This is a genomic window from Nocardioides aquiterrae (assembly GCF_039526625.1).
Classification (GTDB): Bacteria; Actinomycetota; Actinomycetes; order Propionibacteriales; family Nocardioidaceae; genus Nocardioides; species Nocardioides aquiterrae.
Window position 1 is genome coordinate 118,469 of record NZ_BAAAJE010000016.1, and the last position, 25,347, is coordinate 143,815.

Genomic DNA, 25,347 nt, shown 5'->3' on the forward strand with positions numbered 1-25,347 from the left:
CCCGCTGGACGCCCCCGGTCCCGCGGTGCTTTCGTGACCGCGTGACGCACACCGTCGAGGCCGACTACCTGGTCATCGGGGCCGGTGCCATGGGTATGGGCTTCACCGACACCCTGGTCGACCACGCCGACGCGCGGGTCGTCCTGGTCGACCGCCGACACGCTGCGGGCGGGCACTGGCTGGCGGCGTACCCGTTCGTCCGGCTGCACCAGTCCTCGACGTTCTACGGCGTCGCGTCGACGGTCCTCGGCGGCCGGCTCCAGGAGCACGGGCCCGAGGCCGGGCTGCACGAGCGCGCCGACCAGCCGACGATCACCGCGTACTACAGCGCCCAGCTGCAGCGGCTGGTCGACACCGGCCGGGTCGAGATGTACGGCGGCTGCGAGTACGTCGGCGACCGCACGTTCGTGTCGCGCGTCTCCGGCCGGCGGTACGCCGTCCCCGAGCGCTGCCGGATCGTCGACGCCCGCTACCTCTCCCCGGACGTCCCCGCCGAGACGCCACCGCCGTTCGGCGTCGACGGCGCGCGGGTCATCGCTGCGGGCGAGGTCGTCGGAGTGGAGGAGCCGCCGAGCCAGTGGGTCGTGGTCGGGTCCGGCAAGACCGCGACCGACACCTGCGTCTGGCTGCTGGGCCACGGCGTGGACCCGGACGCGATCTGCTGGGTGCGGCCGCGCGACCCGTGGATGCTCAACCGCGCGCTGATCCAGCCGGACCCGGCGATCTACCTGGCGATGGTCGCGGACCTGCTCGAGGCCGCCGCCGCTGCGCCGTCGCTGCCGGACCTGTTCCTGCGGCTCGAGGAGCTCGGCATCATGCTGCGCGTCGACCCCGCCGTGACGCCCACGATGGCGAAGGCGCCGACGCTCGGCGCCTGGGAGCTGGAGCTGCTGCGCAGCATCGAGAACGTCGTCCGCCTCGGCCACGTGCGCACCGCCCACCGCGGCCGGCTCGAGCTCGACGGCGGCGACGTCGCGATCGCCGACGACGCGGTCGTGGTCCACTGCGCCGCGGACGGGCTGAAGCTGCCCGGCCGGGTCCCGATCTGGCAGCCGGACGCGATCACGCTCCAGCCGGTGCGGGCCGGCTTCCCGTGCTTCGGCGCCGCGGTCACCGGGTACGTCGAGGCGACCCGCGGCGACGACGCCGAGAAGAACCGGCTGTGCCCGCTCTCGTCGTTCGGCAACACGCTGGCCGACTGGGCGCAGATGAACGTGACCGGGTTCCGCGCCACGGCGTCGTTCGGCGCCGAGCCCGACATCAGGGACTGGTCGAACCGGGTGGCCCTCAACCCCGCCCGCGTCCCGCCGGACACGGTGCCCAGCGCCCGGCTCGACGACGCACTCGCCCGGCTCGCCGCGCACACCGCGCCGGGCATCGCCCGGCTGGCCGAGCTCAGCGGCTGAGCGGGACGTCGAGCCGCTCGGCGAGCTCGTCGTACGAGATGCCGAACGTCTCGCGGACGACGACCCCGTCCGCGGTGAGGTCGAACGTCGCCAGGTCGGTGTAGACCCGGTCGACGCAGCCGACACCGGTGAGCGGGTAGGTGCACGCGGGCACCAGCTTCGGCGAGCCGTCCTTGGCGAAGAGCGTCATCATCACGAACACGCTCTTCGCGCCGATGGCGAGGTCCATCGCCCCACCCACGGCGGGGATCGCGTCCGGGTCGCCCGTGTGCCAGTTGGCGAGGTCGCCGGAGGCCGACACCTGGAACGCGCCGAGCACGCAGACGTCGAGGTGGCCGCCGCGCATCATCGCGAACGAGGCCGCGGAGTCGAAGTACGACGAGCCGGGCAGCTCGGTCACCGGCTGCTTGCCGGCGTTCGTCAGGTCCTGGTCGGCCTCGTCGCCCTGGGCGGCCGGGCCCATGTTGAGCATGCCGTTCTCGGTGTGCAGCACCACGCCCGACCCCTCCGGCAGGTGGTCGGCGACCAGCGTGGGCTGGCCGATCCCGAGGTTCACGTAGGCGCCGTGGGGGATGTCGCGCGCGACCAGCGCGGCCATCTCCTGCTTGCTGAGGCTCATACCCGCACCACCCGGTCCACGAAGATCGACGGCGTCACGACCGTCTCGGGGTCGAGGTCGCCGACGTCGACGACCTCGGTCACCTGCGCGACCACGGTGGTCGCGGCGGTCGCCATCACCGGCCCGAAGTTGCGCGCGGTCCTGCGGTAGACCAGGTTGCCCATCCGGTCCGCGCGGTGCGCGCCGATCAGCGCGACGTCGCCCTTGATCGGGTGCTCGAGCACGTAGGTCCGCCCGTCGATCTCCCGGGTCTCCTTGCCCTCCGCGAGGGGGGTGCCGACGCCGGTCGGGCTGAAGAAGGCGCCGATCCCGGCGCCGGCCGCGCGCATCCGCTCGGCGAGGTTGCCCTGCGGCACCAGCTCGAGCTCGATCCGCCCGTCGCGGTAGAGGCCGTCGAACACCCAGGAGTCGTGTTGGCGCGGGAAGGAGCAGATCACCTTGCGCACCCGGCCCCGGGCGAGCAGCGCGGCCAGCCCGGTGTCGCCGTTGCCGGCGTTGTTGGACACCACGGTCAGGTCGGTCGCGCCCTGGTCGATGAGCGCGTCGATCAGCTGCACCGGCATGCCGGCCAGGCCGAACCCGCCGACGAGCACGGTCGACCCGTCCTCGATCCCGGCCACCGCCTCCTCGGCGGTGGCGCAGATGGTGGCGCTCATCCGACGTTCTCCAGCACCACCGCCAGCGCCTGGCCGACGCCGATGCAGATCGCGGCGACGCCGTACCGGTCGCCGGACTCATGGAGCCGCGCGGCGAGGGTGCCGAGGATCCGGCCGCCGGACGCGCCGAGCGGGTGGCCGATCGCGATCGCGCCGCCCTTGGCGTTCACGATCTCGGGGTCGACGCGCCAGGCGTCGACGCAGGCCAGCGACTGGACGGCGAACGCCTCGTTCAGCTCGATGGCGGACACGTCCTGCCAGGTGATCCCGGCGCGGGCGAGCGCGCGGTCGGCGGCCTCGACGGGGGCGTAGCCGAACATCGGCGGCTCGACCGCGGAGACGCCGCGGCCGGCGATCCGCGCGATCGGGTCGACGCCGATCGGCGCGCTCTCCGACCCGAGCAGGACGGCGGAGGCCCCGTCGTTGAGCGGGGACGCGTTGCCGGCGGTGATGGTGCCGTCCTTGCGGAACGACGGCTTGAGGCCGGCCAGCTTCTCCGCGGTCGAGCCGGGGCGGATGCCCTCGTCGCGGGCCAGGTCGGCCACGGGGACCACCAGGTCGTCGTAGAACCCGGCGTTCCACGCGGCGTCCGCGAGGTGGTGGGACCGGGCGGCGAACTCGTCCTGCCGGTCCCGGGAGATGGAGAACTTCTCGCCGAGCAGCTCGTTGGCCTCGCCGAGCGAGACCGTCCACTCCTCCGGCATGTTCGCGTTCACCAGGCGCCAGCCGAGCGTGGTCGAGACCGCGGTGACGTTGCCCGCCGGGAACGCCTTCGACGGCTTCGGCAGCACCCACGGGGCGCGGGTCATCGACTCGACCCCGCCGGTCAGCACCACGTCCGCGTCGCCGGACTCGATCGCCCGCGAGCCGATGATCGCGGCGTCGAGGGAGGAGCCGCAGAGCCGGTTGACCGTGGTCGCCGGGACCGACACCGGCAGCCCTGCGAGCAGCACCGCCATCCGGCCCACGTTGCGGTTGTCCTCGCCGGCCTGGTTGGCGCAGCCCCACGCCACGTCGCCGATCGCGGCCGGCTCCAGGCCGGGGGTCTTCGCGAGGACCCCCGAGATCGCGGTGGCGGCCAGGTCGTCGGGGCGCACCTCGGCGAGGGCGCCGCCGAAGCGGCCGAACGGCGTGCGGGCGGCGGCGTACACGAACGCGGAGCTCATGCCCCGAGCCTAGGTCGCCGACAGTGATCGCTTCCAATACTGAATCAGACTTGATTGATAACGCCGGCTGATAACCTCGGCGCATGGAGCTGCGGCACCTGCGGTCGTTCGTCGTCCTCGCGGAGGAGCGGCACTTCGGCCGCGCGGCCCAGCGGCTGCACGTCGCCCAGCCCGCCCTGTCGCAGCAGGTCAAGCAGCTCGAGCGCGAGCTCGGCGTCTCGCTGTTCACCCGGACCACGCGCCGGGTCGAGCCGACCGAGGCCGGGCTGCGGTTCGCCGAGCACGCGCGGTCGGTGCTCGCCGACGTCGACCGGGCGCGCGAGGACATGGCGGCGCTCGCCGGCGGCCACGCGGGCCGGGTGTCGATCGGGTTCGTCGGCACCGCGACGTACGACGTGCTCCCCCGCGTCGCCCGCGAGGTGCGCCGCTCACTGCCCGGCGTCGAGCTCGACCTGCGCGGCGAGCTGCTGTCGCCGCAGCTGGCCGCCGGCCTGGCCGACCGCACCTACGACCTCGCGCTGCTGCGACCGGGCGAGCCCGGCGTGGACGCCCGGGTGCTGCGCACCGAGCGGCTGGTCGCCGTCCTGCCGGCCCAGCACCCGCTGGCCGGGGGCCGACGGATCGGCCTGGCCCGGCTGCGGGACGAGCCGTTCGTGATGCACCCGTCCGGGCACCGGTCGTCCATGCACGCCCGGGTGCTCGACGCGTGCGCCGCCGCGGGCTTCGCGCCGGCACCGGTGATCGAGGTCGCCGAGACCGCGACGCTGGTGGTCTTCGTCGCCGCCGGTCTCGGCGTGGCCCTGGTGCCCGAGCCGGTCCGCAGCCTCGGGCTCGAGGGGGTCTCCTACGTGGCGCTCACCGACGCGCCCACCATCGACCTGGCGCTCGCCGCGCGCGCCGACGCGTCGCCGGCGGCCCGGCAGGTCGCCGCGATCGTGCAGCGGTGCGTCTAGCTCGCGCGGTCCTACCGCCCGTTGCCGTAGCCCTGGCTCCGGGTGGTGACGTCGTGCTGGTTCTTGGCCGCCGCCACCCCGGAGTCGCGCAGCGGCGCGTCCTGGCTGATGGTGCGACCGGGCGTGTTGCGGGTGCGGATCTGGTGCCACACCACCGCGACGACGAGCACGACCGCCACCGCGATCAGGAGGTACGTGAACATGGAGTTCCCCCGTTCGATCCGAGGACTCCAGCGTAGGGCCGCCGTCGCAGCTTCACCATGGGACGTGGTCGAGCCTGCACTGCCCACGGTGGGCACGGCATGGGCGGTGCCGGTTCACCCACGGACCATGGTGAACCTGCGACAGGCCCCTACAGCGCGCCCTCGTCGGACAGCACCTGCTGCGCGATCCGGAACGCGGTGTTCGCGTCGGGCACGCCGCAGTAGATCGCGCACTGCAGCAGCACCTCCTTGATCTCGTCGACCGTGAGGCCGTTGCGCAGCGCGGCCCGCACGTGCATCGCGAGCTCCTCGTGGTGGCCGCGGGCGACCAGCGCGGTGAGCGTGATCATCGAGCGGCTGCGCCGGTCGAGCCCGGGCCGGGTCCAGATCTCGCCCCACGCGTACGCCGTGATCAGCTCCTGGAAGTCGCGGGTGAACGCCGTGGCGTTCGCCGTCGCCCGGTCGACGTGCTCGTCGCCGAGCACCTCGCGCCGGACCTCCATGCCCTCGTCCCCCTTGTCGTGATGGCTCATCTGGCTCCTTCCCGGCAGAACTCGCGGATCAGGTCGGCGACCGCCGCCGGCGCCTCGGCCGGGGCGAGGTGGGCGACGCCGGGCAGGCCGACGTACCGCCCGTCGGGTACGCCGTCGGCGACCTCGCGCAGCAGCGCGGGCGGGCAGACCGCGTCCTCCTCACCGGCGACGGCGAGCACGGGTGCGGCGATCTCGCCGAGGCGCGGCCGCACGTCGAACGCCGCGAGCGCGCCGCACACCGCGACATACCCCTCGTCGTCGGCGTCGCTCAGCGCGTGCAGCAGCGCGGAGGCCCGCGCCGGCTCGCGCTCGATGAAGCCGGTGCCGAACCAGCGCTGTGCCGACGCGCTCACCAGCCCCGGCGTGCCGGAGGCGCGGACCTGCGCGATCCGCTCGGCCCAGGACTCCGCGGTGCCGATCCGCGCGCCGGTGCACAGCGCGACGACGCCGCGCACCCGGTCCGGCGCGTCCAGCGCCAGCTGCAGCCCGACCGTGCCGCCGACCGAGTCGCCGGCGTACCAGAACGGGCCGTCGACGCGGTCGAGGACGTACGCCGCCAGGTCGGCCATCGTCACCGGCCCTTCGACCTCGCGGTTCGTCCCGTGGCCCGGCAGGTCCCACGTCACCACGTCCAGCTCCTCGCGGAGCAGCGCCGCGCAGTCGTCCCACAGGGCCGCGGCCGAGGTCCCCAACGACGGCCCGAGCACCAGCGTCGTCACCGGGTCGTCTCCTTCGTCTGGGCGACGACCTCGTCGACGTACGCCGCCGCGTCGCCGAGGTACGTCGGCGCCGGGTCGTGGGTGAGGCTGCGCTGCTCGGCGAGCACGGCGTCCCCGGCGGCGGCCAGCGTGGCAGCCATCCGGTCGGCGTCGACCCGCAGCCCCGCGATCAGCGAGTCGGTCTGCGACGCCGCGACCAGGGTCCGGCGGACCAGGTCGCGCAGCGTCGCCCACTCGGCGTGCCAGCCGCCGTCGGCGCGGTCGTCGACCTGCTGGGCGGCGGCGAGGTGCAGGGTGGCCGCGAGCTGCGGCGTGGTGAGCGCGGCGCGCCGGATCAGCACGGACAGGGTGGGGTTCGACTTGTTCGGCATCGTCGACGAGCCGCCGCCGGCGCCCTCGGCGAGCTCGCCGATCTCGGGCCGAGACAGCACCAGCACGTCGTTCGCGATCCGCGCGCACGCGTCGGTGCACCCGGCCAGGGCGTCGCCCAGCCGGGTCATCGGCGCGCGGGTGGTGTGCCAGCGGGGGGTGCCGGGCGGCACCGGGCGTCCGAGCTCGACGATCGCGGCGCGGGTGCCCGCGGCCCCGCCGACCTGCCGGGGGAACTCGAGCCGGGCCAGGTCGTCGTACGCGTCGAGGACGCCGGTCAGCCAGGTGGCGACGCGGAAGCCGAACGTCGTGGGGACGGCGTGCTGGGTCAGGGTGCGGGCGACCATCGGGGTGTCGCGGTGCCGCTCGGCGAGCCCGGCCAGCCGGCCGGCGACGGAGCCGAGGTGCCGGCGCAGCTCCGCGCAGGCCGCGGCCGCCATCAGCATCAGCGCGGAGTCGACGACGTCCTGGCTGGTGAGCCCGCGGTGCACCTCGTGGTCCTGCGCGCGGAGCCGCCGGACCAGCGGGATCACGGGGTTGCCGCCGGCCTCGGCCTCGAACGCGATGTCGTCGACGTCGTCGGGCACCTCCAGCACCTCGCCGAGCCACTCCGACTCGACCTCGACCATCGCGCGCACGAACTCCAGCGCCGTGAAGTGCTCGCCGGCGCGCTCGTCGCCGGGCCAGAAGGGGTCCGCCATGCCCTCAGTCTCGCGTGAAGTCGAGGAAGACGGTCTCGTCCTCGCCCTGCAACCGGATGTCGAACACGAACCCGCGGTCGTCCGCCACCGCGTCCAGGCTGCGCAGCGCCGCCGGCGCTGCCCCGGGCAGGTAGGCCCGGGTGAAGAGCCGGTCCAGGAGGCCGCGGGCGAAGACGGTCAGCGCGAAGTACGGCGCAGCACGGCCCGGCCGCAGCGTCGTGAACGAGTAGTGCCCGGTGCGGTCGGTGGGGGCCCGGCCCCAGCCGGTGAAGGTGTAGCCGTCGCGGCGCAGCGAGCCGGGCTCGTGCACGACCGCGCCGTCCGGCCCGGACTGCCACAGCTCGAGGATCGCGTCCGGCACCGGCTCCCCTGCGCCGTCGAGCACCCGGCCGTGCAGCCGGACCGCGTCCGGCCGGGTCGCGGGGACGAGCTCGTGGTCGCCGGCGTACGGCAGCGCGTAGTGGAAGAACGGCCCGACGGTCTGGCCGGGGGTCGGAACGAGGGCGGTCACTCGGCGTCTCCTTCGAGGGGGGTGCGGCGCGAGCCGGTGAGGACGATGTCCCAGCGGTACCCCATGCTGAACTCGGCCGCCGTCTCGTCGTGGTCGTACGTCGCCACCAGCCGGTCGCGCGCGGCCTGGTCGGGGATCGCCTGGTAGATCGGGTCGAGCGCGAACAGCGGGTCGCTCGGGAAGTACATCTGGGTGACCAGCCGCTGGGTGAACTCGGTGCCGAACACCGAGAAGTGGATGTGCGCGGGTCGCCACGCGTTGAGGTGGTTGCGCCAGGGGTACGGCCCGGGCTTGATCGTCGTGAACCGGTACCGGCCGTCGGCGTCGGTCAGGCAGCGGCCCATGCCGGTGAAGTTGGGGTCCAGCGGCGCGGGGTGCTGGTCGCGCTGGTGGATGTAGCGGCCGCCGGCGTTCGCCTGCCAGATCTCGACCAGCTGGTGGCGGACCGGCCGCCCGTCGCCGTCGGTGATCCGGCCGGCCACGGTCATCCGCTCGCCGATCGGCTCGCCCCGGTGCTGGATGGTCAGGTCGGCCTCGAGCGGGTCGACGTCCTGGTGCCCGAAGACCGGCGCCCAGAGCTCGAGCTCCTCCGGGTCCAGCTGGTACGGCGCCTTGGTCGGGTGGCGCAGGATGCTGGAGCGGTACGGCGGGTAGTCGAGCCGGACGCTCGTCTCGGTCGCGCCCGACGCGGCGTACTCCGCGGAGATCGCCGCGATCTCCGCGCTGATGTCGGCCTGGGTCTCGGTCACCCGGCTCAAGGTAGGCACGCGGCACCGGCGCCGCGACGGCGCTCTTCCGGCCAGTGGAAGACTGGCGCACATGGCCGGCAACTCCTCGTCTCCCGGCGCCACCGTCGCGTCGCGGGTGCTCGCGATCCTGGGCGCGTTCGACGAGCACCACCGGCGGCTCACGCTGACCGAGCTCGCGGCCCGCGCGGGCCTGCCCGTGCCCACCGCCGACCGCCTGGTCGGCGAGCTCGCGGCCTGGGGGGCGCTGGTGCGCACGCCGGCCGGCGACTACGTGGTCGGCCGCCGGATGTGGGACCTCGGCCTCCTCGCCCCCGTGCAGACCGGGCTGCGCGAGCTCGCGTCGCCGTACCTCCACGACCTGTACGGCGCGACGCTCGCGACCGTGCACCTCGCGGTGCGGGACGGCGCCGAGGTGCTGTACGTCGACCGGCTCGCGGGGCACGCCTCGGTCCCGGTCGTGAGCAGCGTGGGCTCGCGGCTGCCGATGCACGCCACCGGCGTCGGCAAGGTGCTGCTCGCGCACGCGCCGGCGTCGGTCCGGACCGAGGTGCTGGCGAACCTGACCCGGGTCACGCCGTACACCGTCACCCAGCCCGGCCTGCTGCGGCGTCAGCTCGCCACGGTGCTGCGCCACGACCACGCGACGACGACCGAGGAGATGAGCCTGGGCGCCTGCTCGATCGCGGTGCCGGTGCGCAGCGGCGACGGCGTCGTCGCGTCGCTCGGCATCGTGGTGCCCTCGCTCAAGGACCGCGCCCGGCTGATCGGCGCGCTGCACGTCGCCGCCCGCGGCATCGGCCGGGCGCTTTCGGCCAGCGGAAGGGACTGATGGCCCGGCCCGCACGTCGGGCCGAACACTGGCCCGCATGCGAACCCAGGTCGCCATCGTCGGCGCGGGCCCGGCCGGCGTGCTGCTCTCCCACCTGCTCGCGGCCGACGGCGTCGAGTCGGTCGTCGTCGAGACACGCTCGGAGGAGTACGTCGCGAGCCGGATCCGCGCCGGGATGCTCGAGCAGTCGACCGTCGACCTGCTGCGGGCGACCGGGCTGGGCGAGCGACTCGACCGCGAGGGCGACCGGCACCGCGGCATCCACCTCCAGTGGCCGGGCGAGCGGCACCACGTCGACTTCGTCGACCTGGTCGGCCGGTCGGTGTGGGTGTACGGCCAGACCGAGGTGCAGAAGGACCTGGTCACCGCCGCCCACGCGCGCGGCCAGGAGCTCGTCTACGAGGTCACCGGCACGCTGCACGAGCTCGAGACCGACCGGCCGTCGGTCACGTTCACCGACGCGGCCGGCGTACCGCAGCGGCTCGAGGCCGACGTGGTCGTCGGCTGCGACGGCTCGTTCGGCCCGACCCGGGCGGCGGTGCCCGACGGCGTCCGCCGGACGTGGGAGCGCACCTATCCCTACTCGTGGCTCGGCATCCTCGCCGACGTCGCCCCGTCGACCGACGAGCTGATCTACGCCTGGCACCCGGACGGCTTCGCGCTGCACTCGATGCGGTCCGCGACCGTATCCCGCTTCTACCTCCAGGTGCCCAACGAGACCGACGTCGCGGACTGGTCCGACGACCGGATCTGGGACGCGCTCGCCGCCCGGCTCGGCCACGGCCAGGACGGGTGGCAGCTCGCGACGGGACCGATCACCGAGAAGGCCGTGCTGCCGATGCGGTCGTTCGTGCAGCAGCCGATGCGCCACGGCCGGCTGTTCCTCGCCGGCGACGCCGCGCACATCGTGCCGCCCACCGGCGCGAAGGGGCTCAACCTGGCGGTCGCCGACGTCGCCCTGCTCGCCCCGGCCCTGGTCGCGATGCTGAAGGGCGACCACGCGCTCGCGGACGCCTATTCCGACACCGCCCTGCGCCGGGTCTGGCGGTGCACCCACTTCTCGTGGTGGATGACCACGATGCTGCACGCCGGCGACGACCCGTTCGACCGCGAGCTGCAGCTCTCGCAGCTGCGCTGGGTGACCTCGAGCGAGGCGGGCGCGGCCGGGCTGGCCGAGAACTACGCCGGGCTGCCGATCGGCTTCTGACCCCGCGCGGGACCCGGTCTCACTCGGGGGGCCGCTCGCCCCGGATCCGGTAGCGGCGGAAGCTCCACGCGATCAGCCCCAGCGCGATGAACCCCGAGGCCACCTGGGTGACGCCGGTCGGCCGGCCGCCCGGCAGCCACAGCCAGTCCGGGAGCGGCCACCAGCCCGGCTGGGCGGGGCTCCACAGCCACAGCACGCCGCAGGCCAGGAGCGCCAGCGCGAACGCTGTCGACATCGTGACCCGGGCGTTGGTCTCCACGCTCTCGGCCGCGCCGCGCAGCGCCCGGCGCTTGATCGGCTCGACCCGGCGCTCGGCCCACTCGTACTCCTGGGAGAGGATCACCAGCCCGGCCGCGATCATCAGCAGCCCCGGCCCCGGCAGCACCAGCGCCGCGACCCCCGCGACCACCAGGACCCACCCGACGGTCTCCAGGACGATCCGCTTCGCCGCTCGGCCACCGGGGAGCTTCATGGGCCGAAGCCTGTCAGATGCGCCAAGGACGGTAGTCCCTGACGAAGATGTTCCCCGTGAGCCGGTCCGACGACATTTCCGTCAGGGACTATCCGAGAAGTCAGGCCGCCAGCGAGAGGTCGGCGACCGAGACGTCGGGGTCGATGCCGTCGGGCAGGCGGACCAGCCGGGCGTGGACGTGGGCGGGGATGCCGATGCGCAGCAGGATCGCCAGCGAGCCGATGGTGGCCACCGCCGCGTAGATCAGGTTCGCGTTCACACCGGCCAGGACGCCGTACGCGCCGGCCAGCAGCGCGTCCACGATCATCAGCGACCACGCGGACGCGGCGATCGCCGAGACGTCGTGGCTGCGCCACGCGGTCATCGCGGCGGGCGTGACCAGCAGCGCGACCGAGCCGCCGAGCACGACGGTCGCCGGGCCGGAGCCGACCCAGATCGCGGAGAGCCCGGCGAGCGAGACCACGACCAGCCACACGGCCGGCAGCCACAGCCGGGTCCGCGAGCCGCCGCGCAGCCAGGCGAGGACCAGGGCGCCGGCGGTCGCGGGGATGGCGACCGCGGCGGGCAGCGCGACCCACACCTCGTGCTCGAGGATGCCGAAGACCGTCCACGCCACGCCGCTGATCGTCGAGTTCGCCAGCGCGGCGACGCTGACGCCGGCTGCGGTGGCCATGCCGCGCAGCTTGCGGAACTGGGGGACCGTGTACGCGGCCGCCAGGAGGGTGCCGGCCAGGCCGACCAGGGTGGCGAGGTGGAGGGTCATTTCACATCCTTCCGGGGTGTGGACGTGCGACACGGCCGCCGCACCGGGGTGCGACGACCGCGTCGTGGTCAGACGATGGAGGTAGGGAGCCGACAAGCTCCGACCGAAAATATTACCCTCTCAGGCCCGGAAAGACGAATGATATTGCGGCCTCAGGGCACCTAGGCCGGGTGATCTCCGGCACACGGCGTCAGATGTCGGTGATGCGTACGCCGGCGTGCGCCTTGTAGCGGCGGTTCACGCTGATCAGGTTGGCGGTGAGCGCCTCCACCTGGTGGGCGTTGCGCAGCCGACCGCCGTACACGCCCCGCACCCCCGGGATCACGCCCGCGAGGTCCTGCACCAGGTCGGTGGCCTCGCGCACGTCGCCGAGCACCAGCACGTCGGTGTCCACGGACTCCACCTCGGGGTCCTCGAGCTTCACGGCGCTGACGTTGTGGAACGCCCCCACCACCGTGGAGTCGCCGAGGATGGCCTGCGCCTGCTGGGCCGCCGAGCCCTCCTCGACGGCGAGCGCGTAGGCGCCCTGCTTGTCGAAGCCCAGGGGGTTCACGCAGTCCACGACGACCTTGCCGGCGAGCTCGCCCTTCAGCGCGGTCAGCAGCTCGCCGTGGCCCTCCCACGGAACCGCCACCACGACGATGTCGCCGGCCGCCGCGGCGCCCGCGTTGTCCAGCCCGCGCACCTCGCCGGGCAGCTCGCGCGCGGCGTCCTCGGCCCGCTCGGCGCTCCGGCTGCCGAGCACCACCGGGATGCCGGCCGCGGCGAACCGTCGGGCCAGCCCGCGCCCCTGGGGGCCGGTGCCGCCGAGGACGGCGACGGTCGTGCCAGCGAGGGACTCGGGGAGGGCGCTCATGCCCGCCACTCTCTCAGGCGGTCGGCCGCCCCCGGGAGGTGCTCAGGGAGTGGAACCGCCCACACCGTGCACGACCAGGTCGGCCAGCGCCCGGTACGCCGCCGCGTCGGCCAGCCCGGACGCGGCCGCGATCGCCCCGCCCTGGATCGCGGTCATCACCTGGGCGACCGCGGCGCCGACGAAGGCCGCGTCGACCGGCCGCAGCGCACCCGCCGCCACCCCGGCGGTGACCAGCTCGCCGACCCGGCGAGCCGCGAGCGCGGTGTTGGCCTGGTAGATCCCGGCCGCCGGCGCGTAGGCCTGCAGGTCCGCGTAGAACCGCTCGGACGCCGGCGCCAGCTCCTCGGCGACCGCGGTCAGGTACACCGACAGCCGCGCCCCGGGGTCGGGCTCGGCCTCGACCTGGGCCTCGATCCGCTCGGTCGCGCGGCGGAAGAAGGCGCGGATCGCGGTCAGCACGATCTGCTCCTTCGTGGTCGCCACCTGGTAGAGCGTCGTGCGCGAGCAGCGCAGCCGCGCGGCCAGGTCGCCGACTCCGAGCTCGAGGAAGCCCTCGGTCAGGAACAGCTCGACCAGCTCGTCGAGCAGCTGGTGGCGGGGCGGCGGCACGCGACGACGGTATCAGTACCAGCGGGGCGTACTCTGGTACTCATGCCCGCGTCCCGCCTGTTGCCCTCCGACGAAGCCGTCGACCTGATCGGCCTGGTCCGCGACCTCGCCACCCAGGAGCTCGCCCCGCTCGTGGCGGAGGCCGAGCGCACCGAGGCGTTCCCCCGCGAGGTGTTCCGCACGCTCGGCCGGGCCGGCCTGCTGGGCCTGCCCTACCCCGAGGAGTACGGCGGCGGCGCGCTGCCCTACGAGGTCTACCTCCAGGTGCTCGAGGAGGTCGGCGCGGTGTGGGCCAGCGTCGGCGTCGGCATCTCCGTGCACGCGCTGTCCTGCTTCGGCCTGGCGACCGCCGGCACCGAGGATCAGCGGCAGCGCTGGCTGCCGGACATGCTCGGCGGCGAGCTGCTCGGCGCCTACTGCCTCTCCGAGCCGCACGCCGGCTCCGACCCGGCGGCGATGCGCACCCGGGCGCGCCGGGACGGCGACGAGTGGGTCATCAGCGGCGCCAAGGCGTGGACCACGCACGGCGGGCACGCCGACTTCTACAAGGTGATGGCCCGCACCGGCGACGCGCGCGGCGACATCTCCTGCTTCCTCGTGCCTGCCGACGCGCCCGGCCTGGTCGCGGACCCGCCCGAGCACAAGATGGGGCTGACCGGCTCGGCGACCGCGACGATGCGCTTCGACGACGTCCGCGTCCCCGCCGACCGACTGCTCGGCCAGGAGGGCGACGGCCTCAAGATCGCGCTCGCCGGCCTGGACGCCGGGCGGCTCGGCATCGCCGCCGTCGCCACCGGCCTGGCGCAGGGCGCGCTCGACCACGCGGTCGCGTACGCGAAGGAGCGCGAGACGTTCGGCGAGCGGATCATCGACCACCAGGGGCTGGCGTTCGTGCTGGCCGACATGGAGGCCGCGATCCAGTCGGCGCGCGCCATGACCCTGCACGCCGCGCGCCTGAAGGACCAGGGGCTGCCGTACGGCCGCGAGGCCTCGATCGCCAAGCTGGTCGCGACCGACAACGCCATGAAGGTCACCACCGACGCCGTGCAGGTGCTCGGCGGCTACGGGTACACCCGCGACTTCCCGGTCGAGCGCTACATGCGCGAGGCGAAGGTCATGCAGATCTTCGAGGGCACCAACCAGATCCAGCGGATGGTCATCGGCCGGTCGCTCGACCGCGCGGGTGGCGGGTCCCTGCACCTCGCACGCTGACGGCACCCCAGGACCGGGCCCGCAGGACGCCGGCCCACAGCCCGGCCCCGTAGGCGAGGTCGTCGAGCCGGCGGCCGGCGAGGCCCGAGCCCCGGCTGACGACGAGGTCGACGACCAGCGCGCCGACCACCGCGCGGCGTACCGATCGCGAGAGCACCGCGGCCACGGCGACCGGCGGCCACCAGTGCCGCAGCAGCAGGGCCGACTCCTGACGCAGCGACCACCCCAGGCCGCGAGCCGCCAGGTCGACCGCGAGCCGGTCCCGGCCCGGCACGTCGGGCAGCGTGCGGCGCAGCACCTGCACGCCGCGGCCGGCGCCGAGCAGCGCGACCGGCACCGACCACCGGCGCCGCAGCAGCAGCGCCGCGGCGGCGGTCGCCATCGCCGGCGACAGCACGGCGACCGCGCCCTTGTCGCCGTGGCGGGCGGCGAGCGGGGCGCCGCCCGTGCCGTAGACGTACTTGCGGCCCAGCCAGCCGCGCAGGGTCGCGCGGGCGTCGTGGTGGGCCACCTCGCCCGGGTCGTAGCGGACCACCTGGCCCTCGTCGACGAGCCGCCAGACGAGGTCGACGTCCTCGCCCACCCGCAGGCTCGGGTCGAAGCCCTCCCCCAGGCGGTCCGTGCGCCCGACCAGGCAGGCGCTCGGCAGCCAGCCGACCGCGGCACCCGGGCGCACCGAGCACCCGACGTCGCCGAGGCCGAGCGAGGCCGCCCGCTCGTCGTACCGCTCGAACCAGCGCGGCCGCTCCGAGCGGGCCAGCCCCACGATGCGGGGCGCGACGAGGGCGACGCGGTCGTCGGCGAAGTGCCGGCCCAGCCGCAGCAGGGTCTCGGCGGAGACCGTGACGTCGCAGTCGACGAACGCGACGTACGACGTGCTCACCTTCGCCAGCCCGGCGTTGCGGGCGCCGGCGGGGCCGACGTTCCGCTCCAGGCGGATCACCTCCACGTGGGGACCGTCCGGCGTGAGCGGGACCGGCGAGGCGTCGTCGACGACCAGGCAGCGCAGGGGTCGCAGCGCCGCCAGCGCCCGGCCGAGCTCGTCGGCGCGGCCGTGGACCGGCAGCACGACGGTGAGGTCGGCCGGGTCGAGCGGCGGCACGTCGTCGAGCACCGGGTCGGCGAGGTTGCCGTCGAGCAGCCGCCGCGCGAGCGCCCCGTCGGCGATCCCGGCGGGCAGCGCACCCGGCCGGAGCCGGGCCACCCGCATCGGGGACCCTCCGACGAGCACGTCCCCTCGGCGCACGCCCGGCTTGAGCCGTGCTCTCACGGCCGGAAGCCGCCGTCGGCGTGCACGACGCTGCCGTTGAGGACACCGCCCTCGACCGAGCAGCAGAAGGCGATGGTGGCGGCGACCTCCTCGGGCTCGAGGAGGCGGCGCAGCAGCTGGTTCGACGTGAACACCGTCGGGTCCGGGACGCCGTACAGGTCCGCGGTCGCGTCGAGCAGGTCGGTGCGGGTCGAGCCCGGCGAGACCGCGACCGCGGTGACGCCGGTGGCGACCAGGTCGGCGGCCAGGCCCTTCACCAGGCCGACCACCGCGTGCTTCGCGGTCGTGTACGCCGCGAGGTGGAAGAGCCCGTAGGTCCCGGCGGCCGACGCGACCGCCACGAACCGGCAGCCGCTCGGGTCGGGCCCGGCGAGCATCGCGGGTACGGCGGCCGCCGCGGTGTTCCAGACCCCGCGGACGTCCACGTCGAGAAGGTCGGCGAGCTCGTCGTCCGGCGCCTCCCACAACGGGTGCCCGCCGGCGATGACCGCGGCAGCGGCGACGGCGGCGTCGAGCCGGCCCCATCGCTCGACCGCGAGGCCGACGGCGCCGTCGAGGGCGGCGCGGTCGCGGACGTCGCCGACCACGTGGGCCACGTGCTCCGACTCCGGCGCCTCGCGGAGGTCGAGACCGACGACGCAGAACCCTTGCGCCACCAGGGTCCTGACGGTCGCAGACCCGATGCCGCCGGCCGCTCCGGTGACCAGCGCGACCCTCATGACAGGGCCCGGACGATCTCGGCGACCATCGCGCTCAGCGCCCGGTCGCCCGCGGCCGGGGAGGCGCCGGCGGGGTCGCCGAGCACGCCGTTCGGCGACACGGCGGCGACGCCGCCGGTCCGCATCGCGGGCAGGATCTCCCTCAACCGCTGGGGATTCCCGGCCTCCGCGAGCTCGAGCCGCACCGACTCCGGGCGCAGCCGCAGCATCAGCGACGTCTCGGTGAACCCGGCGTGCAGGTCGTGGGACTCCGTCGCGCACGCCACCCACTCCAGCTCGTCGGACGCGTCGAGCGCGGCGACGTTGCCGCCGTGGCCGTTGACGAACACGACCCGGCGCGCCCACGTGCGCATCGACCGGGCGAGCTCGACGAGGACGTGGGTGAGCGCCTCGGTGCCGATCGACGACGTGCCGGGGAAGGACTGGTGCTCCCCGCTGGAGCCGTACGGGATCGGCGGCGCCACCCAGGTCCCGGGGAGCTCGGCGGCCACGCCGTGCGCGACCGCCGTCGCGATGACGACGTCGGTGTCCAGCGGGAGGTGCGGCCCGTGCTGCTCGATCGACCCCACCGGCACCAGGACCAGCCAGGCACCGGAGGCCTCGGCCGAGGTCGCCTCCCCGAGCGTCATGGGACGTGGAACCCGTCGGGCACCAGCAGCGTCTCGGGGGTGAGCTCGTCGATCGAGGAGACGCCGAGGCCGAGCAGCGCGGAGTCGATGCCGCCGCGGAGGATGTCGAGCACGTTCTCCACGCCCGCCTGGCCGTTGGCGGCCAGGCCCCACAGGTAGGCCCGGCCGATCAGGACCGCCCGGGCGCCGAGCGCGAGCGCCTTGACCACGTCCGAGCCGCGGCGTACGCCGCCGTCCATGAGCACCTCGACCCGGTCGCCGACCGCGGTCGCGATCGGGTGCAGCAGCCGGATCGCGGCCGGCGTGCCGTCGAGGTTGTTGCCCCCGTGGTTGGAGACCGAGATGGCGTCCACCCCGGCGTCGACCGCACGGCGGGCGTCGTCGACCCGGGCCACGCCCTTGAGCACGAACGGGGTGCCGCTGATCTCGGCCCACTGCTCGCGCATCCACGCGACGTCCGCCCACGACGGCGGCGGCGTGGTCATCCACTCGTAGTAGGCGCCGAAGAACGTCGGCGCCGCGCCACCGGCTGGCGCGAGGTTGGGCGCGGTGAGGTCGGGCAGGTGCCGCGGGCCGAACTGCATCAGCCACCGCGGCTTCGTCGCCACCTTCGGGGCGAGCCGGACCATCGCCGCGAGGTCGATCTTCTCGGGGATCTCGGGGCTGCCCCAGTCACGGCCCATCGAGAACGACCAGTCCAGGGTGGCGATCAGCCCGATCGCACCGGCCCGGTGGGCGCGCTGCATGCGCTGGACCATCACGTCGCGGTCGCCCGTCCAGTACATCTGGAACAGCGTGCGCGGGCAGGCCTCGACGACCTCCTCGACCGGCCTGGACGCGAAGTTGGACAGCCCCATCAGCGTGCCGCGGTTGTGCGCCGCGCGCGCGACCGCGACCTCGCCGTCGGGGTGTACCGCTTGTACGCCGGTGGGGCTGATCAGCACCGGCACCGACACCTCCTGACCCAGGACCGTCCGGGTCATCGACCGCTCCGCGGCCTGGCCCGCGACGTGCGGCAGCAGGCCGAGCTCGGCGAACGCCCCCTGGTTGTCGCGCACGGTCTGCCCGCGCTCGGACCCGGCGAGCAGCGCCGCGTACACCGGTGCGGGCAGCCGCTTCTGCGCCCGCCGTTGCGCGACCGCGACCGACTCGAACCACGGGTTCTGCTTCCAGGGGTTCTCGATCTTCACGGGGCGAATCCCGCCAGCGGGCTCTCGGCGCAGTCGCTCACGGGCGGCCGGGTCATGAGCTTCAGCAGCACCGGCTGGTTGCGGGTCGGCGTGGCCCTGGAGTGGTCCTGGGACGCGGTCGGGATGGAACGTGTGCCGGCCAGGGCGAGCTCCCCGTACCCCTGCACGCACTCGGGGTCCGGGCCGTCCAGCGGCAGGCCGGTGAAGAACTTCGCGGCCATGCAGCCGCCGCGGCAGGCGTCGTAGTGGGCGCACCGCGTGCACGCGCCGCCGGTCTGCGGCGACCGCAGGTCGGCGAACAGCGGCGAGGTCCGCCAGACCTGCTGGAAGCCGCCGCCGGTCAGCACGTTGCCGGCCAGGAAGTTCTCGTGGATCGCGAACGGGCAGGCGTAGACGTCGCCGACCGGGTCGATCAGGCAGACCACGCGGCCGGCCCCGCACAGGTTGAGCCCGGGCAGCGAGTCCCCGAACCCGGCGAGGTGGAAGAACGAGTCGCCGGTGAGCACGTTCTCGCCGCGCGCCAGTAGCCAGTCGTAGAGCTCGCGCTGCTGCTCCGGCAGCGGGTGCAGCTCGTCCCACACGTCCGCGCCGCGGCCGGACGGACGCAGCCGGGTGAGGCGGAGCGTCGCGCCGTACTCGTCGGCGAGCGCGGCGAACTGGTCAAGCTGGCCGATGTTCTGCCGCGTGCAGACCACGCTGATCTTGGCGTCGGTGAAGCCCGCGTCGCGCAGGTTGCGCAGCGCGGCGATCGCGGTGTCGAACGACCCGGGGCCGCGCACGAAGTCGTTGACCTCGGCGGTGGCACCGTCGAGCGAGACCTGCACGTCGACGTAGCCCCCACACCGCGGACCGGCCAGGAACGCCGCGCGCTCGGGGGTGATCCGCACGCCGTTGGTGGAGAACTTCACGCCGACCTGGTGGTCGACGGCGTACTCGAGCAGGTGCCAGAAGTCCGGGCGGATGGTCGGCTCGCCGCCGCCGATGTTCACGTAGAACACCTGCATCCGCTGGAGCTCGTCGATCACCGCCTCGCACTGCTCGGTGGTGAGCTCGCGCGGATCGCGGCGCCCGGACGACGACAGGCAGTGCGCGCACTCGAGGTTGCACGCATAGGTGAGCTCCCACGTCAGGCAGATCGGTGCGTCCAGGCCGGACTCGAAGTGCTCGACGAGCCTCATGCGGCCGCCCTCCGGCAGACCATGTCCGACGCCGCGAGCCCTTCCAGGGCCTGGAGGTACGCCGGCCAGGCGCCCTCCGGGACGCCCGCGGCCACCAGGGCGGCGCGGACGTCGGCCGCGCCGTCGAGGCCGCGGACGACGGTCACGAGCTCCGGACGCTTGAGGAAGACCAGCTTCCGGTTGCCGAAGTGGTAGGCGAGCGCCCCGAACGGCTCGGGGCGCAGCGCCACCGACGGCGAGAGCGCCCAGGGCTCGTCGAGCCGCATGTCAGTACACGCCGCACATGCCGTCGATCGAGACCTCCTCGACCAGGTCCTCGGCAACGAGCTCGTCCGGCTGCTCGGTGGTGGTCTCGTCCGGGTTCATGGCGCCTCCTCGACAGCGGGTGTGGTGCGGGCCACACTAATGGCACTCAGCGCCACAAAGATAGGGTCAGCGCATGGGCAGTCGTGGTCGGCCGGTCGCGACCAGCCACGCCGAGATCGAGCGCGCGGCGTTCCGCCTGTTCGCCGAGCGGGGCTTCGACGCCGTGACGATGGCCGACATCGCCGCCGAGGCCGGGGTCGGCCGGCGCACCCTGTTCCGCTACTTCGAGTCGAAGAACGACATCCCGTGGGGGCAGTTCGACCGCACCCTCGACGGGTTCCGGGAGATCCTCGCGCGGATGCCGGAGGACCTGCCGCTGCACGAGGCGGTGCACCGCGGCGTGCGGCGGTTCAACGAGTTCCCCGCCGAGGCCCAGCCGAGCCACCGGGCGCGGATGCGGCTGATCCTGGGGACGCCGGCGCTCCAGGCGCACTCGGTGCTGCGCTACGAGGCGTGGCGCCGGGTCATCGCGGAGTACGTCGCCGGCCGGCTCGGCCTCGAGCCCGGCGACCTGCTGCCGCGCACCGTCGGCAGCGTCGCCCTCGCGCTGGCCATCACGGCGTACGAGGGCTGGCTCGCGGACCCGGACACCGACCTCGCGGCGATGCTCGACGAGGCGATGTCCGGGCTGCGCGACTACCTGCGCTGAGCGGGGCGACCTATCAGACGAACAGAGAGGTGCCCCGGTGCTGCTGGGACACCTCTCATGAACCGCGCGGGCTACTTCTTGGGCTTGAGGGCCTTCAAAGACTTGGCGCTGGAAGACGACGACGGACGGGGGGTCGAGGCTGCACTGAGCCGTACAGGCGTCACTGTCGAGCCTCGGCCCTTGGCTGCGGACTGGGATCGTCCAGATACTCGCACCGGCGAGTTCGTGAGTTGCATCATCAGGCGATCACATCCTCGTTAGGGTTCAACTTGTGGGAGAAGTAGTGCTTCCTTCGGACCCACTTGAAGCCCTCGTGCTTGGTGAGAGCGGCTATCTCAACCGGTCCCCCGACTATTGCATCGCCAGGCATGAAGCGGATGAAGTTGATCTGCGTGTCCACCAAGAACTTGGCCATGTCAATTGTTTCACCTAGCGGCATCCCGGGCCAAGCCCAGGTCATGCTGAGCTCTCCCCGGAGCATCTCTGCGATCCCCTCGCCACTACCGGCGGGAACGCCATGCTTTTCAAGAGCTGCCCCAAGATCTTGGCTCGCACCATCCATCAGCCGTGTGATCGCGTCGGTCATGCCTTGATGAACAATCCCGGTCTCCGATGGCGGGAGCACCTCCTGGACCACGTCCGCGCCGGTGTCAAGGATCATTACCTGCCACATCTCAGGATGGTCAGACCCCGAGCTGAATCCTCCGACGATGAAGCCCAGATCACCGGTCGCCGCCGAAGCGTCGTAGCGATCGCGAAAGAACACCTGAAGACCGCTCGCGACCTCCTGCACGGTGTAGGTGGCGGGATCCAGCGCAGACACCAGCGGGGTCGGGATTTTCCCCTCGAACTGCAGACGAAGATCCTTCGCGAGCGTCGCGATGGACAGCCCTCCAACGCTCGCGTTACCGAAGGTCATCGCCCCGACCGGCCACGTCCGTCGAAGGTTGAAGATCTTGTTCGCGCTGTTCCAGATGGCAGTGGTCCGAAGATCCCCGCCGACCGTCATGAGTTGCTGGGTCGTCGCACTATCGCTCGCGAACACCAGCCCATCGGTCGTTTGAACACCCACAACGACAGTCATACGCAGAACTCCCCCTTACAACCCGAAAGCCGGGTCGACTCGAAGGATGCCAGAGCGGGCCGACATGCGTGGGCGATCACCGAGCCGGCTATCGATCAAGGTTGAGCCGGTGCCTGAAAGGTGCTTCAGGCGTGCATTCCCAGCTGCTGCCGCGCACGGTCGGCAGCGTCGCCCTCGCGCTGGCCATCACGGCGTACGAGGGCTGGCTCGCGGACCCGGACACCGACCTCGCGGCGATGCTCGACGAGGCGATGTCCGGGCTGCGCGACTACCTGCGCTGAGCCGTCAGGCCTGCTCGGCGCGGCAGTCGTCGAGCCGCGCCTGGGCGCGCTCGACCCGCTGCGCCTGGGCCTTCTTGGCCTTCTGGTTCTTCTTCGACGGGTGCTCGGCGTACTTGGCCTGGAGGGCGTCGTACTTCGCGCTCGCCCGGTCGAGCTGGGTCTGCTGCGAGGCGCACGGGTCGGTGGTGGAGGCGTCGTCGGCGTGCGCCGCCGGCACCGCCGTGAGCGCGAGCGCGCTGAAGGCGAAGGCCGAGAAGACGCCGGCCGCGGTGGTCCTGGTGCGGGACATGGGGGTTCCCTCCCTTGGGGTGGTGGATCGGACACCCCCCACCTGTCGCGACCGGACCCCGGCGTTACCCGCGACCCTTGCCGGGCGTCGGCGCGCGGATCTAGGTTGCAGCAACGCCGTGAGCACGTCACGAAACTCGGGAGGGACCCTCATGCGCCCACGTCTCGCCATTTCCCTGGTCACCGCGGTCGTCACCGGGGTGACCCTCGCCGCCGGGCCCGCGTGGGCGGACCCGCACGACGGGGGCTACGCGCGCCACGCACCGCGCCCCGGCCTGACCGACCAGGACTTCTACTTCGTCATGGGCGACCGGTTCGCCAACGGCGACCCGTCGAACGACGAGGGCGGGCTCGCCGGCGACCGCAACACCACCGGCTTCGACCCGACCAGCAGGGGGTTCTACAACGGCGGGGACCTCGACGGGCTGCGCGAGCACCTCGACTACATCCAGGGCCTCGGCACCGACGCCATCTGGCTGACGCCGATCTTCAAGAACAAGGCGGTGCAGCTCGAGGACGGCCCGTCGGCCGGCTACCACGGCTACTGGATCACCGACTTCACGCGCGTCGACCCGCACCTGGGCACCAACCAGGACCTCACCGACCTGGTGGCGGCCGCGCACGCCCGCGGCATCAAGGTCTTCTTCGACATCATCACCAACCACACCGCCGACGTGATCGGCTACACCGCGGGCGACCGCACGGCGTACGTCTCCAAGGACGCGGTGCCCTACCGGGACGCCGCGGGCAACCCGTTCGACGACCGCGACTACGCCGGGACCTCGGAGTTCCCGACCCTCGACCCGGCGACCTCGTTTCCGTACGTCCCGGTGCTCGACCCGGGCGAGCAGGACCTCAAGGTGCCGGCCTGGCTCAACGACGTCACGAACTACCACAACCGCGGCAACACCACGTTCACCGGCGAGGACAGCCAGTACGGCGACTTCTTCGGCCTCGACGACCTCTTCACCGAGAAGCCCGAGGTCGTCGACGGGATGATCGACATCTACCGGACCTGGGTGCAGGACTTCGACATCGACGGCTTCCGGATCGACACCATGAAGCACGTCAACGACGAGTTCTGGCAGCGGTTCGGGCCGACCATGCAGCAGATCGCGGCCCAGGACGGCAATCCGGACTTCTTCATGTTCGGCGAGGTGGCCCTCGACGGCAGCGACGCGGCCGCGAAGAGCTTCACCTCGCACTACACGACGCACGACAAGATGCAGGCGATCCTCGACTTCCCGTTCCAGGACGCCGCGCGCGGCTTCGCCAGCAAGGGGCTGGGCAACCAGCGGCTCGCGACGTTCTTCGCGAACGACGACTGGTACACCGACCACGACTCGAACGCCTACGAGCTGCCGACGTTCCTCGGCAACCACGACATGGGCCGGATCGGCTACTTCCTGAAGACCGACAACCCGGGCGCGGACGACGCGGAGCTGCTCGCCCGCGACCGGCTCGCCCACGAGCTCATGTACCTCTCGCGCGGCAACCCGGTCGTCTACTACGGCGACGAGCAGGGCTTCGCGGGCCTTGGCGGTGACCAGTCGGCGCGGCAGACGATGTTCGCCAGCCAGGTCGACGAGTACCGGCAGGACGACCAGATCGGCACCGACAACACCGGCGCCGACGACAACTTCGTCACCGACCACCCGCTCTACACGGCGATCTCCGGCCTGGCGGCGCTGACCGCGCAGCACCCGGCCCTGCGCGACGGCGCACAGGAGGTGCGCCTCGCCTCGCACGGCCCCGGGCTGTTCGCGTTCTCGCGGATCGACCGGCAGGAGCAACGCGAGTACGTCGTGGTCCTCAACAACGCCGAGCAGCCGCGGTCCGGCCTGGTCCCGACGTACGTGCGGAAGGGCGGGTTCCGGAAGGTGTACGGCGACGGCCCGGCCACGCTGACCACCGACGCGCGCAGCCGGCTGGACGTGGTGGTCCCCGGCCTCTCGACGGTCGTCTACGAGTCGAAGTCCCGGATCCCGCGGTCGAAGAAGGCCCCGACGATCACCCTGGCGAAGCCGCGGCCGGCGGCGGAGTCCCGCGGCCGGATGCGCGTGGCCGCGACCGTGCACGGCTCCTCGTTCTACGAGGTGACCTTCCAGCGCCGGGTGGGCGACCACGGGCGCTGGCGGACCATCGGCGTCGACGACACCGCGCCGTACCGCGTCTTCCACGACACCACGAACCTCGGACCCGGCACGCAGGTCAGCTACCGGGCCGCGGTGCTCGACAACGCCGGGCACACCCGCGGCACCGCCGCCCGCACGGTGCGCGTCCCGAACGCGAAGCTGACGATCACCTCGCCGGCCGCCGGCGGCACGATCAGCGACGTCTACCCGGTGACGGTGACGGCCACCATCGACCCGGAGCGCCCGCTGCAGGCGGTGGAGTTCCAGCGCCGGGTCGGCGACGGCCCGTGGACCAGCCTTGGGACCGACTCGTCGGCGCCGGCGTACACGGTGACCGACGACGTGTCGGACGTGCCGCGCGGCACGACGGTGCGCTACCGGGCGATCCTGCGCGAGCAGAGCTTCCCCGCGGTGACCAGCGACCCGGTCAGCGTGACCGTCGGCGCGCCCGAGCCGACCGTCGACTCGGTGACGGTGGCGGGCAGCCTGCAGTCCGAGCTCGGTTGCCCGGGCGACTGGCTGCCGGACTGCGCCGCCACCCACCTGGCGTTCGACAGCGACGACGGGCTGTGGCACGGCACGTTCGACCTGCCCGCGGGCTCCTACGAGTGGAAGGTCGCGATCGACGACTCCTGGGACGTCAACTACGGCGCCGGGGGCGCGGCCGGCGGCGGCAACCTCACGCTCGACGTCCCGGACGGCGGCGGGTCGTACGTCTTCACCTGGGACCCGGTCACCCACGTGCCGTCGGCCGAGCCCGCTTCCTGAGCGGCGGTTCTTGACCGGTACAGACGTCCAGGCGTACTGTACCGGTCAAGAACCCCTCCCGAGGAGCAGTCATGACGTTCGACCCGATGGCGGCCGGCCCCGCCGCCCGCGCCGCCCCCGCCGCCGCGGGCAGCGCCCGCCCCGACGCACCCGTCGTCCCCGACCCCGCGCCGCGCCCGCCGCGGCTGGCCGGCGTCCGGTCCCGGTCGGCCGCCGCCCTGCACGCGGCCGCCCGGTGGGTGGGGCCCCGCCCCGGG

General features: G+C 73.4%; 31 protein-coding genes. 9 read left to right on the plus strand and 22 right to left on the minus strand.

Annotation, left to right across the window (positions count from 1 at the left end):
* Positions 1-41 precede the first annotated feature (41 nt).
* A complete protein-coding gene (locus ABD086_RS16205) occupies positions 42-1,406 on the plus strand; it encodes a pyridine nucleotide-disulfide oxidoreductase (protein WP_343908613.1) in 1,365 nt (454 codons plus the stop codon).
* Here ABD086_RS16205 and ABD086_RS16210 read toward each other — a convergent pair.
* The 3 genes from ABD086_RS16210 to ABD086_RS16220 are packed head-to-tail and all read right to left on the minus strand — an operon-like array spanning position 1,396 to position 3,847.
* Positions 1,396-2,025, minus strand: coding sequence for a 3-oxoacid CoA-transferase subunit B (locus ABD086_RS16210; protein WP_343908614.1), 630 nt, complete (start codon positions 2,023-2,025; stop codon positions 1,396-1,398). The genes ABD086_RS16205 and ABD086_RS16210 overlap by 11 nt on opposite strands.
* Positions 2,022-2,681 (minus strand): 3-oxoacid CoA-transferase subunit A, encoded by a 660-nt coding sequence (locus ABD086_RS16215; protein WP_343908615.1) that lies wholly within the window; start codon positions 2,679-2,681, stop codon positions 2,022-2,024. The genes ABD086_RS16210 and ABD086_RS16215 overlap by 4 nt, the downstream gene beginning before the upstream one ends.
* Positions 2,678-3,847: a thiolase family protein gene (locus tag ABD086_RS16220; protein WP_343908616.1), complete on the minus strand. Its 1,170-nt coding sequence runs from the start codon at positions 3,845-3,847 to the stop codon at positions 2,678-2,680. Before ABD086_RS16220 ends, ABD086_RS16215 begins: the two co-directional genes overlap by 4 nt.
* Positions 3,848-3,930: 83 nt before the next feature.
* On the opposite strand from ABD086_RS16220, the gene ABD086_RS16225 reads away from it, so the two are divergent.
* Positions 3,931-4,800 (plus strand): LysR family transcriptional regulator, encoded by an 870-nt coding sequence (locus ABD086_RS16225; protein ID WP_343908617.1) that lies wholly within the window; start codon positions 3,931-3,933, stop codon positions 4,798-4,800.
* Between the two features lie 11 nt (positions 4,801-4,811).
* Here ABD086_RS16225 and ABD086_RS16230 read toward each other — a convergent pair whose 3' ends face one another.
* From ABD086_RS16230 to pcaH, 6 genes are all read right to left on the minus strand, one after another.
* Positions 4,812-5,003, minus strand: coding sequence for a hypothetical protein (locus ABD086_RS16230; protein ID WP_343908618.1), 192 nt, complete (start codon positions 5,001-5,003; stop codon positions 4,812-4,814).
* A 149-nt stretch (positions 5,004-5,152) separates the two neighbouring features.
* Entirely contained in the window at positions 5,153-5,536 is a 384-nt protein-coding gene (pcaC, locus tag ABD086_RS16235; RefSeq protein WP_343908619.1) for a 4-carboxymuconolactone decarboxylase, read from the minus strand.
* Positions 5,533-6,255 carry an alpha/beta fold hydrolase gene (locus tag ABD086_RS16240; RefSeq protein ID WP_343908620.1) on the minus strand — a complete coding sequence of 241 codons (723 nt, stop codon included), beginning with the start codon at positions 6,253-6,255 and terminating at the stop codon, positions 5,533-5,535. The genes pcaC and ABD086_RS16240 overlap by 4 nt, the downstream gene beginning before the upstream one ends.
* Positions 6,252-7,325, minus strand: a complete 1,074-nt coding sequence (locus tag ABD086_RS16245) for a lyase family protein (RefSeq protein WP_343908621.1) — start codon at positions 7,323-7,325, stop codon at positions 6,252-6,254. Before ABD086_RS16245 ends, ABD086_RS16240 begins: the two co-directional genes overlap by 4 nt.
* A gap of 4 nt (positions 7,326-7,329) precedes the next feature.
* Positions 7,330-7,836 (minus strand): protocatechuate 3,4-dioxygenase subunit alpha, encoded by a 507-nt coding sequence (gene pcaG / locus ABD086_RS16250; RefSeq protein WP_343908622.1) that lies wholly within the window; start codon positions 7,834-7,836, stop codon positions 7,330-7,332.
* Complete coding sequence (gene pcaH, locus ABD086_RS16255) at positions 7,833-8,585, minus strand: protocatechuate 3,4-dioxygenase subunit beta (RefSeq protein WP_343908623.1); 753 nt, start codon at positions 8,583-8,585, stop codon at positions 7,833-7,835. The genes pcaG and pcaH overlap by 4 nt, the downstream gene beginning before the upstream one ends.
* Before the next feature lie 70 nt (positions 8,586-8,655).
* Here pcaH and ABD086_RS16260 point away from each other — a divergent pair, with 70 nt between their 5' ends.
* Together ABD086_RS16260 and ABD086_RS16265 are read left to right on the plus strand one after the other, a co-directional pair.
* On the plus strand, positions 8,656-9,414 hold the full coding sequence (locus ABD086_RS16260; RefSeq protein ID WP_343908624.1) for an IclR family transcriptional regulator: 759 nt from the start codon (positions 8,656-8,658) through the stop codon (positions 9,412-9,414).
* 37 nt (positions 9,415-9,451) lie between these two features.
* Positions 9,452-10,621, plus strand: a complete 1,170-nt coding sequence (locus ABD086_RS16265) for a 4-hydroxybenzoate 3-monooxygenase (protein ID WP_343908625.1) — start codon at positions 9,452-9,454, stop codon at positions 10,619-10,621.
* A gap of 19 nt (positions 10,622-10,640) precedes the next feature.
* Here the strand turns inward: ABD086_RS16265 and ABD086_RS16270 are convergent, their stop codons facing one another.
* The 4 genes from ABD086_RS16270 to ABD086_RS16285 form a co-directional block, all read right to left on the minus strand.
* A complete protein-coding gene (locus ABD086_RS16270) occupies positions 10,641-11,093 on the minus strand; it encodes a PGPGW domain-containing protein (protein WP_343908626.1) in 453 nt (150 codons plus the stop codon).
* A gap of 100 nt (positions 11,094-11,193) precedes the next feature.
* Positions 11,194-11,856 (minus strand): hypothetical protein, encoded by a 663-nt coding sequence (locus ABD086_RS16275; RefSeq protein WP_343908627.1) that lies wholly within the window; start codon positions 11,854-11,856, stop codon positions 11,194-11,196.
* A gap of 190 nt (positions 11,857-12,046) precedes the next feature.
* Positions 12,047-12,712, minus strand: a complete 666-nt coding sequence (gene npdG, locus ABD086_RS16280) for an NADPH-dependent F420 reductase (RefSeq protein WP_343908628.1) — start codon at positions 12,710-12,712, stop codon at positions 12,047-12,049.
* Positions 12,713-12,754: 42 nt separating this feature from the next.
* Entirely contained in the window at positions 12,755-13,321 is a 567-nt protein-coding gene (locus ABD086_RS16285; protein WP_343908629.1) for a TetR/AcrR family transcriptional regulator, read from the minus strand.
* A gap of 42 nt (positions 13,322-13,363) precedes the next feature.
* Between ABD086_RS16285 and ABD086_RS16290 the strand changes: the two genes are divergently transcribed.
* Positions 13,364-14,533, plus strand: coding sequence for an acyl-CoA dehydrogenase family protein (locus tag ABD086_RS16290; RefSeq protein ID WP_343908630.1), 1,170 nt, complete (start codon positions 13,364-13,366; stop codon positions 14,531-14,533).
* Here the strand turns inward: ABD086_RS16290 and mftF are convergent.
* From mftF to mftA, 7 genes are read right to left on the minus strand one after another with little or no spacing between them, the layout of a single operon-like run.
* The gene (mftF, locus tag ABD086_RS16295) at positions 14,478-15,803 is read right to left on the minus strand and encodes a mycofactocin biosynthesis glycosyltransferase MftF (RefSeq protein ID WP_343908631.1); all 1,326 of its coding nucleotides are present in this window, start codon (positions 15,801-15,803) and stop codon (positions 14,478-14,480) included. The two genes, ABD086_RS16290 and mftF, sit on opposite strands and share 56 nt — an antisense overlap.
* Entirely contained in the window at positions 15,800-16,522 is a 723-nt protein-coding gene (locus ABD086_RS16300) for a mycofactocin-coupled SDR family oxidoreductase (protein WP_343908632.1), read from the minus strand. The genes mftF and ABD086_RS16300 overlap by 4 nt, the downstream gene beginning before the upstream one ends.
* Positions 16,519-17,151, minus strand: coding sequence for a mycofactocin biosynthesis peptidyl-dipeptidase MftE (gene mftE, locus ABD086_RS16305; RefSeq protein WP_343908633.1), 633 nt, complete (start codon positions 17,149-17,151; stop codon positions 16,519-16,521). The genes ABD086_RS16300 and mftE overlap by 4 nt, the downstream gene beginning before the upstream one ends.
* Complete coding sequence (mftD, locus tag ABD086_RS16310) at positions 17,148-18,341, minus strand: pre-mycofactocin synthase MftD (protein WP_343908634.1); 1,194 nt, start codon at positions 18,339-18,341, stop codon at positions 17,148-17,150. Before mftD ends, mftE begins: the two co-directional genes overlap by 4 nt.
* A complete protein-coding gene (gene mftC / locus ABD086_RS16315) occupies positions 18,338-19,519 on the minus strand; it encodes a mycofactocin radical SAM maturase (RefSeq protein WP_343908635.1) in 1,182 nt (393 codons plus the stop codon). The genes mftD and mftC overlap by 4 nt, the downstream gene beginning before the upstream one ends.
* Positions 19,516-19,785, minus strand: coding sequence for a mycofactocin biosynthesis chaperone MftB (gene mftB, locus ABD086_RS16320; protein WP_343908637.1), 270 nt, complete (start codon positions 19,783-19,785; stop codon positions 19,516-19,518). The genes mftC and mftB overlap by 4 nt, the downstream gene beginning before the upstream one ends.
* 1 nt (position 19,786) lies before the next feature.
* A complete protein-coding gene (gene mftA, locus ABD086_RS16325; protein WP_343908638.1) occupies positions 19,787-19,885 on the minus strand; it encodes a mycofactocin precursor MftA in 99 nt (32 codons plus the stop codon).
* Positions 19,886-19,958: 73 nt separating this feature from the next.
* Between mftA and mftR the strand changes: the two genes are divergently transcribed.
* Complete coding sequence (mftR, locus tag ABD086_RS16330) at positions 19,959-20,534, plus strand: mycofactocin system transcriptional regulator (RefSeq protein WP_343908639.1); 576 nt, start codon at positions 19,959-19,961, stop codon at positions 20,532-20,534.
* Positions 20,535-20,772: 238 nt separating this feature from the next.
* On the opposite strand, the gene ABD086_RS16335 is transcribed toward mftR, so the two are convergent.
* Positions 20,773-21,618 carry a hypothetical protein gene (locus ABD086_RS16335; protein WP_343908640.1) on the minus strand — a complete coding sequence of 282 codons (846 nt, stop codon included), beginning with the start codon at positions 21,616-21,618 and terminating at the stop codon, positions 20,773-20,775.
* 131 nt (positions 21,619-21,749) lie between these two features.
* Here ABD086_RS16335 and ABD086_RS16340 point away from each other — a divergent pair, with 131 nt between their 5' ends.
* Complete coding sequence (locus ABD086_RS16340; protein ID WP_343908641.1) at positions 21,750-21,899, plus strand: acyl-CoA-like ligand-binding transcription factor; 150 nt, start codon at positions 21,750-21,752, stop codon at positions 21,897-21,899.
* A 4-nt stretch (positions 21,900-21,903) separates the two neighbouring features.
* Here ABD086_RS16340 and ABD086_RS16345 read toward each other — a convergent pair whose 3' ends face one another.
* The gene (locus ABD086_RS16345; protein WP_343908642.1) at positions 21,904-22,188 is read right to left on the minus strand and encodes a hypothetical protein; all 285 of its coding nucleotides are present in this window, start codon (positions 22,186-22,188) and stop codon (positions 21,904-21,906) included.
* A 151-nt stretch (positions 22,189-22,339) separates the two neighbouring features.
* Here ABD086_RS16345 and ABD086_RS16350 point away from each other — a divergent pair, with 151 nt between their 5' ends.
* Together ABD086_RS16350 and ABD086_RS16355 are read left to right on the plus strand one after the other, a co-directional pair.
* Positions 22,340-25,090 (plus strand): alpha-amylase family glycosyl hydrolase, encoded by a 2,751-nt coding sequence (locus ABD086_RS16350; RefSeq protein WP_343908643.1) that lies wholly within the window; start codon positions 22,340-22,342, stop codon positions 25,088-25,090.
* Between the two features lie 71 nt (positions 25,091-25,161).
* Positions 25,162-25,347, plus strand: a 186-nt coding sequence (locus ABD086_RS16355; RefSeq protein WP_343908644.1) for a hypothetical protein, incomplete at its 3' end; no start/stop codon positions are given.